The sequence below is a fragment of the Mesorhizobium sp. CA12 genome, assembly GCF_020165255.1.
In the GTDB taxonomy this organism is placed as follows: domain Bacteria; phylum Pseudomonadota; class Alphaproteobacteria; order Rhizobiales; family Rhizobiaceae; genus Mesorhizobium.
Window position 1 is genome coordinate 37178 of the sequence record NZ_JAIUHT010000018.1, and the last position, 14798, is coordinate 51975.

Below are 14798 nucleotides of genomic sequence, written 5' to 3' on the forward strand. Positions count from 1 at the left end.
TGCGGTAGCCGGCAAAAACAATACCGGGGTCGCTTGCGAACGAAAAGGGGCCCTGCAGTCGCGCAGGACCCCTTCCTTTGAGACCGGATTACTTCAGCTCTTCAGCCTTGATGTAGCCGGAGTCGACGACCAGTTCCTTGTAGTTCGACTTGTCGACCTCATGCGGCGTCAACAGGATCGAGGGAACGACCTTGACGTCATTGTTGTAGGTCTTGGTGTCGAGGCCGTCCGGCTTGCCGCCGGAGAGCACCTTGTCGACCAGCTGCACGGTGGCCTTGGCCAGCTCGCGGGTGTCCTTGAACACGGTCGAGTACTGCTCGCCCGAGATGATCAGCTTGACCGAGGCGGTCTCGGCGTCCTGGCCGGTCACGATCGGCCAGGGCTGGGCTTCCGTGCCGTAGCCGACGGCGCGCAGCGAGGCGGTGATGCCGCGCGACAGGCCGTCATAAGGAGACAGAACGCCGTCGACGCGGCTGCCGTCCGAGTAGTTGGCCGAGAGCAGGTTGTCCATGCGCGCCTGGGCGGTGGCGGCGAGCCAGCGCAAGGTGCCGACCTTGTCCATGCCCATCTGGCCGGACTTGATCTTGATCGAGCCGTCGTCGATCAGCGGCTGCAGGACGGACATGGCGCCGTTGTAGAAGAAGAAGGCGTTGTTGTCGTCCGGCGAGCCGCCGAACAGCTCCACATTCCACGGCTTGGTGTTCGGGAAGCGCTCCTTGAGGCCCTTGACCAGCGAGTTCGCCTGGATCACGCCGACGCCGAAATTGTCGAAGGTGGTGTAGTAGTCGACATTCGGGGTCTTCTTGATCAGGCGGTCATAGGCGATGGTGACGACGCCGGCATCATTGGCCTTCTGCAGCGCGTCGGCCATGGTGGTGCCGTCGATCGAAGCGATGATCAGCGCCTTCGGGCCTTTGGTGATTTCGTTTTCCAGCTGGCTGAGCTGGTTCGGGATGTCGTCCTGCGCATATTGCAGGTCGACGGTGTAGCCGAGCGCTTCGAGCTGGGACTTGACGGCGTCGCCGTCATTGATCCAGCGCTGCGAGGTCTTGGTCGGCATCAGCACGCCGACGAGACCCTTGTCGGCGGCGTGCGCCGAATAGGTCGTGGCGGCAATGCCAAGGGCCGCGATGGCGGCCAGCGTCTTGATGATCTTCACGATTACTCTCCCTGGTTGATGGACGCGACACCTCGGGGCTTCGCGGGCCGCGCAGTCGAACAGGTGCGCTGGCGCGCCACTGTCGGCTTTATCGATCTCCGGTATCCTCCCAATCGGCCCCGCGGCGCAGTTTCAATCGATACGATTTCGCTCGTCGCCGACCCCTGCGCATCGGAACGCGCGGAGGGTGGGTCGCTTTGACATAACTGTCAAATGCGATCTTTGCTGGTTGCTATATCGATACTGGTATGGCTTAAGCGATCGATAGAAACCCGCACAGGAGACCGAAAACCATGGCGGCGTTGCGCGATCCCGATGCGATTTCAGGTGGTTACGAGAAATTGCCGCGAGATGGCGAGACGTTGCTGCGCAGCGGCCTCAGTCTCCGCCATATGCGCATGATTGCCGCCTTGGACGATCACGGGCGGGTGAGCGCCGCCGCCCAGGTCATGAACATCTCCCAGCCGGCCGCCTCGCGCATGATCGCCGAGATGGAAGCGGTGCTCGACGTGAAGTTGTGCGAGCGGCTGCCGCGCGGCGTGACGCTGACCCCCTACGGCCAGGCGCTCGCCCGGCGCGCCCGCTCCATCCTGCTCGAGATGCGGGAGGCCGATCGTGAGATTTCCGAGCTCAAGGCCGGCAAGGGCGGCTCCGTATTCCTCGGCGCGGTCACGGCGCCGGCGATCGAGCTGGCCGTGCCGGCGATCCGTGAGATCCGCCGCATCTATCCGCGCATCGAGATCACAATGCAGGTCGAGACCTCGAACGTGCTGGCCCGCGAGCTGATCGCCTCGCGCCACGACTTCATCATCGCGCGCATCCCGGACGATCTCAATCCGCGGCTCTTCGAATCGCGCGTCATCGGCGTCGAGAAGGCCTGCCTCATCGTGCGCCGCGGCCACCCGCTGGCGAGCGGCAAGATGGTGCGGCTGGAAGACACCGCGGCCTATGACTGGGTGTTCCAGTCCGGGGGCTCGCCATTGCGCCAGGCGATGGAAAGCAACTTTTTGAATCGCGACATTCCGCTGCCCGACCGCATCCTCAACACCTCTTCGCTGCTGCTCACCTTGGTGATGGTGGCGCAGTCGGACGCCATCGCGCCGGTCTCGATCCAGGTCGCCAAGTTCATCCAGGGCGGCGATGGGCTGGCCGGCGCCATCGATGTCGTGCAGACCGAGTTCGACATCGAGGTCCGGCCCTACAGTCTGATCACGGTCAGGAACCGGGCGCTCTCGCCCGCCGCCAAGATGCTGCACGACTTCATTTTGCGCGAGGTGGGCTGATGGAACGAGAATGCTACTTGCACGTTCAAACCGATCGGTCGCTCCCTGGAGCCCGTCGCGGGTGAGGAAGGGGTGCCGTGCCCAACAGCTCGGGAGGTTTTTATGGAACGTCGGTTGTTTCTCACCGGAATGCTTGGCGTTGCGGGGGCGGCAGCGCTTGCAAGCCTGGCCGGACCCAGCAAGGCCGTTGCCGGTATTCCCGCCGGCAACGGAATTCTGGATGAATTGGACAAGCCGGATCCGGCCATCTACGAGGAGGATGACCAGGCCGATCTGCTGCAGCCAGCCCAGTACTACCGCCGTCGGTATTACCGTGATCGGTACTACCGCCGCCGCCGGCGCCACGTTTGGAGAAGGGTCTGCCGGCGCTACTGGCGCCATGGCCGGCGTCATGTCCGCTGCTGGCGCCGCCGCGTCTGGATCGGCTTCCGGCTCTAAGGGCCCACCGGGTGAATCGCTGACTGGGTCTTGCATTGATGTGCAAGACCCAAACGCTCACTTTACAAACAGCCGAACTCACTCTCGCGCAAGCTGCTCGCCTGAGGGCGACCCGATGCAATTCCGCCCCGCGATCGCCGGCAGCCGGCCTGAATCGGACGCGCAATTTGGCCCCTTGTTGAGGTCTGGCTCAAATCCTTCCGCTGCAAGCTGGTGGAGCGGGTAGCGGGAATCGAACCCGCGCGTTCAGCTTGGGAAGCTAGCCCTTTCGGCATGATACCAGAAGCTTGGCTGTAAAACCGTGCCAAACCGGTGCAAAGCAAATCAATAGGTTACGGTGCAGTTGTAAAACCTATTGACCGCCTACTTTTTGAACGCCGGCATCGCCCGGCGTATCGCGACCTCGTGCGAGCCGCACATTGGGCGGCGGACCTTGCCCCTGAGTTCAGAAACCAGGTAGGCCCGGCCGACAGGCCCTTTTTGTTGAGCACGATCGTCTCGCCGTCGAGAATGAAGTTTTCCGCTGTCAGCGCGAGCCAACGCCGCCGTTACGCATGAAGACATCCCCAAACGGCAATATCAGATCAGGGTTTCGCAGCGCACATCTGAATCCGCCCATCTTATAGGTTGCCCCCTCGGTCCGCAGCGAGCACCGAGCTAAACATCTGCGCGTAGTGCTCCGCCTGCACGCGCCAATCCCACTCCCGGATAGTCTCGATCATGCGGACGGCCATCCGCGACCCGAGCGATGGCGTGTCCCGCAACAGGGCGAGCTTGTTCGTAAGCCCTTCCGCAGTTCCATCGAAGAACAGTCCGTTGTCGCCATCCCGGATCAACTCGGGCATGTTTCCCACACGGGTCGTCACCAAGGGGACACCGCATGCCGCCGCTTCCAAACATGGATTGGGAGTGCCTTCGCTGCGACTGGCGCAGACATAAACGTCGAGATTCCGGTAAAAGTCGAGCATCTCGTCGCGGTTACGCCAGCGTTGCTCCCGAACCGCAGTCAGTAGTCTCACGCCCGGCATGGCAGCGACCGCGGGCTCAATGACATCGTGGAAGCCGCGATGTGCCGGACCATGGTTGCTGAGACTTCCCGCCCATCCGACGCGGAGCTCGCCAGAACAGGGTCGTGGCTCCTGTGTAGGACAAAAGAATGTCGTGTCGACTCCGTTGGGCGTGTAGTGGACCGGAACACGCAGTAGAGGACCGTATTCGTGCTCAAGCCTCCGATTATTGACAAAAACAGCGCGCGCCAGCCGCTGCAGGGTGGCGAGCCCGGGCTCGCGGAATTCGCCCTCCAGCTCTCTGTGGCTGCAGATCCCGATCAGCAGCCTATCAGACCGCCGGGCGAGGATCGATTCCGGTAGGGGCAGCTTCGCGATTTGGAACCAATAAAAGATGAGCACGATGTCCGCGGCGTTTACGTCGGACTCAGTCACATCGTGCTGAAATCGCTTGATGATCTCGAACCTTCTTTCCAGCACGCGCCGGAGATTTTGGGTCTTACTATCGATCGCCCAGCCGGGCCGGTCAGCGATCGCCAGGATGCGGGGGAGGTGCACATCGCTCACGAGGCGTACCGCTCAAGCCAATGAGCCGACCATGGATTGGACTCGTCCAGATCGTCGTCCGTTGCAATGGTGCGTACCTGGGTAGTATCCGGCAGCTCGATATCCCCTGGTCGCAAGCGGGGGCGCCATCCGTGCCAACCAAGACCATAGATCTCCTCGCTCAGGTACCGGCGGCCAGAATACTTGCGCGCGGCGTGCTCTGCGCTCAGGAACAGATAATGCTTCATGCGAAAACGTTCGGGGTAGAGCCGCACCGGACCCCCGAAGCGTATGCGATGGCCGCCTGACCACGCAATCTCCATGGGGCCGTCCTGTCTCTTGTACGCACGGACGCAGTGTGGCGAGGTCGGCCGGAACGGGTAATAGGTCCGCAGCGTGTGTTGATAATCGGAATTGTCGTGATCGGGGGCTTCCCTAGTAGGAATGAACGTGAACTCGGAAGACTCGATCGCATTGAAGCCGAGTGAGTCGGCTGCCGCAATGGCGGAGACCAATGACGAGTGCGAAGTCGGCGGAAGGTGGATCTCGTCAGCGTCAAGATGCATGAACCAGTCTGCTTCGAGCGATTGAAATAGTTCCTCCTTGCGACGAAGAAGGTGCTCCCAGCAATACCAGCCGCTATGCGGGATGCTTTCGAATCCTATCAATCCGGCTCCGCGGTAGCGCTGGGCAATCTCAAGCGTTCGGTCCGTCGACTGATTATCGCAGATGTAGACCTGCACGCCTTGACGAAACAGATTCTCAAGACATCCGGCGACAAACCGCTCTTCGTTGCGTGTTGTAAGGACCGCGACGACTCGCGGCGAATTACGGTCACGCGCAGCATTCGCAGTGTGGGTATTGAGATCGACCAAGCCCCTCAATCCTTCGTTATGTGCTTCCAGACGCCATGCTGGCTGATCAACTGATATGGCCTAGTTAATGAACTTGGCCGGAATGACAAGTCTGAAGGATCAGAGCGGTCCCCGTCGCGAAACGTTAGCCAAGCAGGAGTTTTGTTAAGCAGGTATTTCTGCCTCAATCGTACATTCAGGCTGACACATCGGTTCGGAATAATCTTCTACCCAATCCGAGAGATCCAAGCGCGCGAGTTCCGCAGTCTTCCAGATGTCGGCTTCAAAATGATCTTTGAGATCTCTTGCAAGAGAAGGATCGAGGGTAAACGCTGGCGACACGACTGGGGCGACGTAACGAGGTTTCAGCGTCCGGGCGAGATTTGGCTCTACACCCAGGAAGCTCTCAATCGACGCCAGCGTGACACCTGGCCTATCCCACAATTGGTCGGCCCGATACACATGAACGCTATCCCGTGGAAAAAGGCGGTAAATGCGCGTCAGATGGCCCGAGTAATATCCGCGCTCTATGTACGAATAGATTCTATGAACACCATTGAGGCTTTCCGAAACCCGGCGTCTCCCGAAGGACGACACAGCCGCAGCAAATGACAGGGTCTCAGCTTTTCGTTCAATCTCCATGCGCCAATGCGACATCGCCCGGAAGAGAGGGTGCCGCAAGGCCAGAATGAGCTTGGCTTCAGGATTGTACCGGTGGATTCGTTCGATCGAGTTTGGCCAGTAAGAATAGATCGGCGTCGAGTCACCGCGTATTGCCGGCTGGGACCAGTCGAAATAGCTGTGCAGCCGCGAGTGGTCTGGATTATCCCAATTTACGCCGACCTCGTCATCGAAGTGATGGATTTCCTTTACCGCGGGCAGGTCTATGCCAGGGTGCTGAGACAAGAACGTATGCAGGGCCGTGGTGCCGGCTTTTTGAGCCCCCACAATGAAGAAATCCAACAAATTGTCCCCGGTCTCCATGGGGGACCTGTAGAGCAGGGCTTGGTGTCTTTTCAAGTCCATGGTTTCGGCCGACCACTAGCGGGTTGACACTGACCTGGACATCATCGAGAGGGCTCCTCCTTCCACACCGGCACCGTCTGGACCTTGAGTGCCTTCAGGCGGCGGATGCGCAGGCCGAGTGCTTCCTTGCCGGTGGGCGCGAACGCCTCAAGGTCGAGGCGGCCATGGTCGGCGCCGTTCTCGCAGCGCATGCGGTCCATCAGGGAATCGACGTCGACATCGCCGAAGATCAGCATCAGGTCGGCCGGCTGGTAGCAGTGCTGACGCTTGCAGTAGCGGCAGCGAACGCGCACCAGGCGCATGGTGTCGTTCAGGTTCGACAACGGATAGACACTTCGCTTCGGGCTGTAGCTTTCCGGCATGAAAGCCCGCGCGTCCGGAGACACGCGGGCTCTCGAATTGCCAAAAATCGTCGGCCGGTCGGCGTGAGGTCGAGGTAGAGCTATGGCGGCGGTTTGCCAGTCAGTAGGTGTAGGCGCCGAGCAGCCAGCCGGCGGCACTCGGCGCTCGCCTTTGTGTGCCGGTCGCATTCGGCCGGCGTGTAGAACTTCACGGCGCAGCCGGAAGCCATGGTGTGGTCGATCTTGTTCTGATCGTTGACGGTCTTTCCCTGCGCGCCCGCCAGGCTGCTACCGATGGCCAAGCGCAGGGCTGGCACACTGTCCACGCCGGAAGTCCCACACCCCGCCAGCAGCGATGCAGTTGTCAAGAGAACAGCTGGCTTCAATGCCTTTGTGAATCGCATCTAGATTGTCCTTTTCTATTCTGGCGCGCACCTCTTCCGCCGCGGTATTTGATGACCTCGTAGACGGTGACGACCCCGCCCGAGACGGCGAGCGCAATGATTGCCCAGGCGATGACGCCGGCAAGCAGCCTGTTGCCGCCGACCACGCCGGCGATAAGCGTGACGACGGCGCTCACAGGAACACCCACCAGGTGAAGGCGATGCCGGCGGCGAATCCGACGACAAAGCCGCCGATCGCCATGCCCGCCTGCTGGAACAGCTTGGTCAGCAGGGTCCAGCATCAGCGCCTGGCCTCGGTTTGGAACGCCTCGACGCCCTTGGCCTCGCCGTGGCGCGAGACGAGCACCAGGGCGCCTGCAATGCCGGCGATGCCGGCGAGCCACACCCAGCCGGGAACGTCGCTGGCGATCGCGGTCAGCGGCTCCACATAGCCCTTGGCAGCGTCGAGATTGCCAAGGATGCCCTTGACGCCGACGCCGACGCCGACGGCAGCGGAAATGCCGACCATGTAGCCGCCCATCTTGGTGAGCCAGTTCGCCTTGACCTCCGGCACCTTGTCGCGCACGACCTCGGGCGCGGCGTTGGCGCGCTCAGGCGCGATCGCGCGCGGTTTGGCCTTCTGAAGGGCAAGCAGCATGTCGTCATCGATACCGTCGCCGGCCGGCAGTCCGTTGTCGGCACGGAACGCGCGGGATGGCCGTCGCCGTCATCGTGCCGATCCTGCCGTCGACGGCGCCGACCTCGGTATAGCCGAGATCCTTCAGCTGTTGCTGCACGCGCTCGACGGTGGCCTGATCGGGCATTGCGGCGACTGCGGCGACGTGCTCGGGAGTAGGCGCAGCCTGCGCGGCTGACGACGCCTTCACCTTGTCGAGCATCGCCTTGACCCTGTCCGGCGCGACCAGGGCCTTGTTCAAGCCGTCGCCGGCATAGTAGCTCTGGCCGCGCTTCAGCGTGCGCTTGTCCTTTCCCGTGCCCCTGACCGTCGACGTCAGCACCGGGAACGATGCCCATTCCTGTGCCAGACCAAAGGCCGAACGAAGTGCGCGACTTCGTGCCGGCCATGAACTCTGCGAAGCCACGCTCCTTCAGCAGCTCATAGCCAAGCGCCATTTGCATCGGCCCGTCGAGCAGTTCCTTGCCGGTGAGGCCGAGCTTCTTCTTCAGGCGCAGCAAGGTGGCGCGCATGAACTGCAGGAAGCCGGCGGCCGAGCTGCCGAAAGACCTAGTCCAGCGCGTCCCGGCCGCGATCACCTCGTCGATCGTCATCGAGGTCAGCGGCTTGGGCAGCTTCGCCTGATTGTTGCCATACACGGTATCGAAGCCGTGCGGCGCCTCGATGCTGCCAATGAAGGCAAGCAGCATCGCCGCGCCGGGAGGAACGGTTTTGTCCATGAATAGAACCTCTTTGGTGGTTGTTTCGGCTGGGTTAGTTCGGGTAAGAAGATCGCTTCGTCCCCGGGTGGAACCATTAAGTGAATATTCAGCACAAGCTAATAGATGCTGCTACAGCGTCGCGGCGCCTTTATATCGCGCCTTTAGATGGCCTTCGTTTCGTGGCCTTCCTGGCTGTGTTTTTTCACCACATGTCCCAGTTTAAGGCCGTGGCTGTGCTGGATACGCTGCACAACTACGGCTGGGTCGGCGTCGAGCTCTTCTTCCTGATCTCGTCGTTCTTGTTCTTCCACCTGCTCGACGCTGAATATCTGAAAACCGGAACCATCAGCATCAGGCGCTTTTTCGTTCGCCGCTTGCTGCGCATCTATCCGCTGATGATCTTGTTCCCAATCGCGATGCTGGCCTATTACGGGAGCGCCGACGGTCTAGGCTACTATCGGCTTGCCGGGCTGGCGCTGTTTCTGGACAACGCCATCTCTTGGTTCGGGAGCTACAACAAGTCGATCCCTAACATCGCGCATCTGTGGACGCTGTCATTCGAGTTTCAGGTCTATCTGTTCATCCCGTTCGTCTTTCTTGCCTATCGAAAGTTCGGCAAGAAGGTCTTTCTCGGCGCTATGGCGGCAGTCCTGATCTACAGCTTCGCTGCCCGTGCAGTTTTTCAGGCCCTAAACCCCCCACAGTTCGTGGTCTGGGAAACGCCGTTCCTGCGACCTGAGAGTATCCTGATGGGCATGGCACTCTACATCGTCCGGCCGCGTTGGCATTGGGGCTACTCGTTTGCGGGCGCTGCCGTTGCCGGCTACGGCTTCCTGTCCCTGCAGCCGCCATGGATGTCGGCCACTGCTTCGGCTTTCAGCTACCCGCTGGCGGCGATCATGTTCGGCGGACTGGTCGATGCCGGGTTGCGGGCGCCGGTCCTTGCGGCACTCCTGTCGTCGGCGCCGATGCGCTTCCTCGGACGCATCTCCTACGGCCTCTACGTCTACCACTATCTTTGCATCGTCTCGGCGCCAGGCAGAATGATACACCAGATGGGCTGGACCACGATAAAGCCTGAAGAGAATGCAATCGACTATTGGGCGATGTGGGCGACCGCGCTTCTAATGACCATCGCCTTGGCAACGATCAGCTACTACGGGTTCGAAAAGTGGATCGCGCAATACAAGCGCCGATTTGAAGCAGTTGAAGGTCGATCAGCCTGACGCCTGTGGCTGTTCCCCATGGGCAAGTCGGTCCGCTTCGATCTGCGCTTGCCGTGCCCTGACATCCGGATCGGCCCGCTGCACCTCAGCAGGCTCTGTATCAAGGCTGAAGCCCTTTGGGGAACATTGGGGAAGCCCATCTCAGCGCCCCCTCAATGGAAGAATGCCATGTCAGGGTGCCGCAGAGAGGGCGATGAAGATCAGAGGACCACCTCGGTGGGCCTTTACCATTACGCCGTATCCTACCATAAAGCCGCGCGCGCTCTGGCAGATATAGACACCGGGGCGACCCACCGGGATTCGCCTGTCTACTTCCTCCACTACCACGCGGTCGAGCTCTATCTGAAGGCTTTCCTTCGCCTGCATGGAGTGTCTGTCGCCGAACTTGCAGGCAAGAAGTTCGGCCACAGAACTGATCGGCTGAGCGGCCGGGCATCCACCCTCGGTCTGCTTCTAAACGGCGAAGATGTCGAGGTCCTAAGGTTCATGGCGGAGACCGATATCGTGATTCGATCGCGATACATCATCACCGGATATTTCACGATGCCGACCCTCAAGGCGATGGATCGGACCTGTCAAAGCCTGCGTGAATCGGTGGGTGATGCGATCCGGAAGAGCGGTACTTTCGTCCGAGGCTGATCACCGATCAGTTCAGATCAGGAACAAAGGCTGTAAAACTGGCTGTAAAACCGGTCGAGGACGAGAAAGAGAAGATTGCCCTCAAACCCTTTCGTTGCAGGCTGGAGCGGGTAGCGGGAATCGAACCCGCGCGTTCAGCTTGGGAAGCTGACAAGCTACCATTACATCATACCCGCTTCGGCCACCTCGTTAACATGAGGCCCGGGCTGCAAGCAATCGGCAAAGCGGAACCGCGGCTCCATTGCTTGATGCCTTTCCGCGGAATGCGTATCTCTGATATCGCCCCGCCCCGAATCGGGCGGCTCGAACCGGAGGATGGCCTTGTCCGCACTGACGCGCTTTCTCGGCGACACGCCGCTCAGGGTATTCCTGAAGCTGCTCGTGGTCTCCTTCCTCGTCGGCCTGGTCATGCATGCCTTCGGCTGGTCGCCGATGGACGTCTTTTACGGCATCCGCCAGTTCTTCGTCGATCTGTGGAATCTCGGCTTCCACGCCATCGACCGCTTCCTGGGCTATATCCTGCTCGGCGCCGCGATCGTCGTGCCGGTGTTCATCCTGCTCAGGATCGCCAGCTACAGGAAATAGCTCGCCGCGGCCTCACGCATATCGCGACGCCACCTCGAACAGGATAGCGTGACGCGCGGCCAGCGCCGGCACGTCGGTCGAGTAACCGCCGCCGATGACGCCGCACAGTGGCACGCCCTGCTTGCGGAAATGGCCGATGACCATGTCTTCGCGGGCGCTGAGACCGTCGTCGGTGAGCGCCAGCCGGCCGAGCCTGTCTTCGGCATGGACATCCACGCCGGCATTGTAGAAGACGATGTCCCAATGCCTTTGCCCGGAGAGTTCCGGCAGGATGGCGGCGAGCCGTTCGAGATAGGCGTCGTCGCCGGTGCCGTCCGGCAAGGCGACGTCGACGTCGGAGGCGATCTTTCGCACCGGGTAGTTGTGCTCGCCATGCATGGAAAAGGTGAAGGCACGCCGCTCGTCCTTGAGAATGTCGGCCGTGCCGTCGCCTTGGTGCACGTCGAGATCGACGACCAGCACGTTTTCGACGGCGCCTTCGGCCAGCAGCGCCAGCGCGGCGACGGCGACATCGTTGAAGGTGCAGAAGCCGGCGCCTTGCGCGCGCCTGGCATGATGGCTGCCGCCGGCGGCGTTGCAGGCAATGCCATGTTTAAGCGCCAGCCTGGCAGCCAGCACCGTACCCGCGGTGGCGAGCTGCGCCCTCAATGACACGCGCGGACCGATCGGAAAGCCGATCTCGCGCTCTATTTTCGCCGGTACCTGGCAGGCGATCACCTGATCGACATAGTCGGCCGCGTGCGCCAGCTTCAGGCGTGCGGCCGGCGCCGGTTCCGGCATCGAAAGCGCGCCGTGCACGGCTAGACCGCGTAGGCGCAAAGCCTCCATCAACAGCGGATATTTGCTCATCGGAAAGCGATGGTTGACGGCGAAGCCTGCGTCATAATCGGGGTGATGGACGATCTGCAGCGGCATGAATTGGTGGCTGCGCCAGGTTTGCAATTCGGTTGGCAGTCCGGCGGATATGGTTGCGTGATGCCGGCAAACTGGGGCACATCGGGTCCTCGATCAAGCCGGAATCGGACAGGCAGCAATCCCTTGGACGCGACTCAAGCCAACGCAAGGTCTTTCGTCGTCACCAACCGCTCGGTGCTGGCGATCGCCGTGCCGATGACGCTTGCCTATCTGACGACGCCGCTGCTCGGCATCGTCGACACGGCGGTGGTCGGCCAGTTCGGCGACGCGGCCCTGCTTGGCGGCCTGGCGGCGGGATCGCTGGTCTTCGACGTCGTCTTCACCAGCTTCAACTTTCTGCGTTCCGGCACCACCGGCCTCGTCGCCCAGGCCTTCGGGCGCGGCGATGCGCTGGAGGAGCAGGCGGTGCTGTGGCGCGCCGTGCTGATCGCGGTCGTCGCCGGCGTCATACTTGCCGCCCTAGCGCCGCTCTTTGCCGTCGCCGGCCAATGGTTCATGGGCGCCGAGCCGCGCGTCAGCGAAGCGATGTCGGTCTACATCCGCATCAGGCTGCTCGCCGCGCCCTTCTCGCTGATCAACTACGCCATACTGGGCTACGTGCTGGGGCGAGGCGAGGGCGGGCTCGGGCTGATGCTGCAGGCGGTGCTCAACGGCATCAACATCTTGCTCTGCTTCCTGCTCGGTCTCGAGCTCGGCTGGGGCGTTGCCGGCGTCGCCTGGGCGACCGTCACCGGCGAGTTCCTGGCCATGCTGCTTGGTCTTGCCATCGTGCTCAGCCGTTTCCGCAAGCTGGAACGGCCGTCGCGCCGGCGTATCCTCGATTTGCCGGCCTACCGGCGCATGCTGTCGCTCAATCGCGACATCATGATCCGCTCCTTCTCGCTGCTTGCCGCCTTCGCGCTGTTCACCAGGCAGGGCGCGCAGTTCGGCACGGTGACGCTCGCCGCCAACGCCGTGCTGATGAATTTCTTCCTCATCGCCGGCTATTTCCTCGACGGCTTCGCCACCGCCGCCGAGCAGCTTGCCGGCCGAGCCATCGGCGCGCATGCGCCCGCCCCGTTCCGGCAGGCAGTCCGGCTGACGCTGATCTGGGGCTTTGGCCTCGCCGGTATCGCCACACTCATCCTGCTGACCGCCGGCGCCAGTCTGGTGGCGTTGGTGACGACGTCTCCGGAGGTTCGCGCGGTCGCCGACACCCATCTGCCCTGGGCCGCCTTCACGGCGCTGAGCGGCGTGCTGGCCTTCCAGATGGACGGTGTCTTCATCGGCGCCACCTGGTCACGCGACATGCGTAACATGATGTTGTTGTCGTTCCTCATCTTCAGCGCTGCGCTCATCACCCTGGCGCCGGCCTTCGGCAACAGCGGCCTTTGGGCATCGCTGCATGTTTTCCTGCTGGTGCGCGGCTTGAGCCTGCTGACGGTGCTCAGGCTCAGGGTGAAGACAGCTTTCAGCTGATCGGTTTTGAAGCCCAGCGCTCGCAAGCCGAGTCGCGCAGATCCCTGATCGAGCCAAGCCGCTCACGCTCCACGTATCGCGCCATGCCGGCAATGATGCGCCCGGGCAGCGCCGGCCCGGCATAGATCATGCCGGTGTAGAGCTGGACGAGATCCGCGCCGGCGCGGATTTTCTCCAGCGCCGTTTCGGTGGAATCCACGCCGCCCACGCCGATGATGGCAATGCTTGGGCCGAGCAGCTTGCGCATACGGGCGAGAACCGCGGTCGAACGCTCGAACAATGGTTTCCCTGAAAGACCGCCGGTTTCATTCGCCACGCCGCCGCTCCGCAATCCCGTCCTTGCAAGCGTCGTGTTGGAGACGATGACGCCGTCGATCTTCTTCTCGGCGATCTCGGCGGCGATGTCTTCCAGCTCCGCCTCGACGAGATCCGGCGCGATCTTGAGGAAGACCGGCGGCTGCGCGGGGGCCGCGGCACGTGCTTTCATCACACGTGACAACAGCTCGCCGAGCTGCTCGCGCGCCTGCATATTGCGCAGGCCCGGCGTGTTGGGCGAGGAGATGTTGACTGTCAGATAGCTCGCATAGGGCGCGAAGCGGGCGACGCCGCGCTCATAATCGGCGATGCGGTCGGCGTTGTCCTTGTTGGCGCCGATGTTGACGCCGACGATGCCTGGCCGTCCCTTGCGCGCGGCAAGGCGCTTTTCGGCGGCCGCGTGGCCTTCATTGTTGAAGCCCAGCCGGTTGATCACCGCCTCGTCCGCCGTCAGCCGGAAGATGCGCGGCTTCGGATTACCGGCTTGCGGCAGCGGCGTGACGGTTCCGGCCTCGGCGAAGCCGAAGCCAAGCCCAAGCAGCGCGTCCGGCACTTCGGCGTTCTTGTCGTAGCCGGCAGCCATGCCGAGCGGGTTTGGAAAGTCGAGGCCGCAAAGGCTGATCTTGAGCCGCGCGTCATGCGTCGGGCGCCGCGGCGCCGTCGCGCCGACTGGCAGCCCGCAGCGCAGCGCCGCGATCGACAGGCCATGCGCGGTTTCCGGATCGAAGGAGAAAAGCAGCTTCTGGCCGATCCGGTCGAGCACGCTCATTCGCCCTCCAGCGTCGGGAATTCGTGGCCGCCGGCGCCGAGCGGCAGCGGTTTCACCCAGAGAACCGCATCAAGGTCGAGCTCGGCGTAGAGATGCGGGAACAGGGCGCCACCGCGCGAGACCTCGTATTTCAGCGCATTACCCAGCCTTGCAGCGTCGATCGCGATCAGCAGCAGGTCCGTCTGCTCGGCGAAGTGCTTTGCCGCCGTTTCGCGAACCTGGCCGGCGGTGGAGAAATGGATGAAGCCGTCGGCGATGTCGACCGGCGCGCCGGCGAAGCGCCCGTTCTTCTCGGCTTCGCGCCAAAGCGCCTCGGGCGCGATCTTGTAGATAATCTGAGACATTGTCGCGCTATAGTCCGAACCGAAGGTGCGGGGAAGGCTCGAAGCTCGACTCTTCCCCATTTCCGGCGCAAACCTGTGATAGCCCGCCTTCACTGGCTCATGGAGGAACAAC

General features: G+C 62.2%; 17 protein-coding genes and 1 tRNA gene. 6 read left to right on the top strand and 12 right to left on the bottom strand.

All coding sequences use genetic code 11. The features are described 5' to 3' along the window. Positions 1 to 88: 88 nt before the first annotated feature. Entirely contained in the window at positions 89 to 1159 is a 1071-nt protein-coding gene (gene chvE / locus LB520_RS24420; protein WP_095765887.1) for a multiple monosaccharide ABC transporter substrate-binding protein, read from the bottom strand. Positions 1160 to 1452: 293 nt separating this feature from the next. On the opposite strand from chvE, the gene LB520_RS24425 reads away from it, so the two are divergent. Together LB520_RS24425 and LB520_RS24430 are read left to right on the top strand one after the other, a co-directional pair. After that, on the top strand, positions 1453 to 2442 hold the full coding sequence (locus LB520_RS24425; RefSeq protein WP_095765886.1) for a LysR family transcriptional regulator: 990 nt from the start codon (positions 1453 to 1455) through the stop codon (positions 2440 to 2442). 102 nt (positions 2443 to 2544) lie between these two features. Next, positions 2545 to 2880, top strand: a complete 336-nt coding sequence (locus LB520_RS24430; protein WP_095765885.1) for a protamine-2 (modular protein) — start codon at positions 2545 to 2547, stop codon at positions 2878 to 2880. A gap of 620 nt (positions 2881 to 3500) precedes the next feature. On the opposite strand, the gene LB520_RS29320 is transcribed toward LB520_RS24430, so the two are convergent. The 7 genes from LB520_RS29320 to LB520_RS24465 form a co-directional block, all read right to left on the bottom strand. Further along, positions 3501 to 4454 (bottom strand): glycosyltransferase family 4 protein, encoded by a 954-nt coding sequence (locus LB520_RS29320; protein WP_140843975.1) that lies wholly within the window; start codon positions 4452 to 4454, stop codon positions 3501 to 3503. Next, entirely contained in the window at positions 4451 to 5308 is an 858-nt protein-coding gene (locus LB520_RS24440; RefSeq protein ID WP_224512952.1) for a glycosyltransferase family 2 protein, read from the bottom strand. The genes LB520_RS29320 and LB520_RS24440 overlap by 4 nt, the downstream gene beginning before the upstream one ends. Before the next feature lie 144 nt (positions 5309 to 5452). After that, positions 5453 to 6250, bottom strand: a complete 798-nt coding sequence (locus LB520_RS24445; protein ID WP_224639666.1) for a sulfotransferase family protein — start codon at positions 6248 to 6250, stop codon at positions 5453 to 5455. A gap of 104 nt (positions 6251 to 6354) precedes the next feature. Further along, positions 6355 to 6699, bottom strand: coding sequence for a hypothetical protein (locus tag LB520_RS24450; RefSeq protein WP_224639667.1), 345 nt, complete (start codon positions 6697 to 6699; stop codon positions 6355 to 6357). Between the two features lie 337 nt (positions 6700 to 7036). Further along, on the bottom strand, positions 7037 to 7234 hold the full coding sequence (locus LB520_RS24455) for a hypothetical protein (RefSeq protein ID WP_224639668.1): 198 nt from the start codon (positions 7232 to 7234) through the stop codon (positions 7037 to 7039). Positions 7235 to 7338: 104 nt separating this feature from the next. Then, entirely contained in the window at positions 7339 to 7695 is a 357-nt protein-coding gene (locus LB520_RS24460; RefSeq protein WP_224639669.1) for a hypothetical protein, read from the bottom strand. Between the two features lie 4 nt (positions 7696 to 7699). After that, entirely contained in the window at positions 7700 to 8056 is a 357-nt protein-coding gene (locus LB520_RS24465) for a peptidoglycan-binding domain-containing protein (RefSeq protein WP_140843985.1), read from the bottom strand. Between the two features lie 477 nt (positions 8057 to 8533). On the opposite strand from LB520_RS24465, the gene LB520_RS24470 reads away from it, so the two are divergent. Next, positions 8534 to 9661, top strand: coding sequence for an acyltransferase family protein (locus LB520_RS24470; RefSeq protein WP_224639670.1), 1128 nt, complete (start codon positions 8534 to 8536; stop codon positions 9659 to 9661). 18 nt (positions 9662 to 9679) lie between these two features. Then, entirely contained in the window at positions 9680 to 10300 is a 621-nt protein-coding gene (locus LB520_RS24475) for a HEPN domain-containing protein (RefSeq protein WP_224639671.1), read from the top strand. Between the two features lie 102 nt (positions 10301 to 10402). Here the strand turns inward: LB520_RS24475 and LB520_RS24480 are convergent. Continuing rightward, positions 10403 to 10476: transfer RNA gene (locus LB520_RS24480), tRNA-Gly, on the bottom strand. Between the two features lie 139 nt (positions 10477 to 10615). Here LB520_RS24480 and LB520_RS24485 point away from each other — a divergent pair. After that, a complete protein-coding gene (locus LB520_RS24485; protein ID WP_181166832.1) occupies positions 10616 to 10885 on the top strand; it encodes a DUF6460 domain-containing protein in 270 nt (89 codons plus the stop codon). A gap of 12 nt (positions 10886 to 10897) precedes the next feature. On the opposite strand, the gene LB520_RS24490 is transcribed toward LB520_RS24485, so the two are convergent. Beyond that, complete coding sequence (locus LB520_RS24490) at positions 10898 to 11800, bottom strand: histone deacetylase (protein ID WP_224639672.1); 903 nt, start codon at positions 11798 to 11800, stop codon at positions 10898 to 10900. A 123-nt stretch (positions 11801 to 11923) separates the two neighbouring features. On the opposite strand from LB520_RS24490, the gene LB520_RS24495 reads away from it, so the two are divergent. Next, positions 11924 to 13258, top strand: coding sequence for an MATE family efflux transporter (locus LB520_RS24495; RefSeq protein ID WP_224639673.1), 1335 nt, complete (start codon positions 11924 to 11926; stop codon positions 13256 to 13258). Here the strand turns inward: LB520_RS24495 and LB520_RS24500 are convergent. Both LB520_RS24500 and LB520_RS24505 read right to left on the bottom strand, forming a co-directional pair. Beyond that, complete coding sequence (locus LB520_RS24500) at positions 13251 to 14342, bottom strand: quinone-dependent dihydroorotate dehydrogenase (RefSeq protein WP_224639674.1); 1092 nt, start codon at positions 14340 to 14342, stop codon at positions 13251 to 13253. The genes LB520_RS24495 and LB520_RS24500 overlap by 8 nt on opposite strands. Then, a complete protein-coding gene (locus LB520_RS24505) occupies positions 14339 to 14686 on the bottom strand; it encodes a DUF952 domain-containing protein (protein ID WP_224639675.1) in 348 nt (115 codons plus the stop codon). The genes LB520_RS24500 and LB520_RS24505 overlap by 4 nt, the downstream gene beginning before the upstream one ends. Positions 14687 to 14798 lie beyond the last annotated feature (112 nt).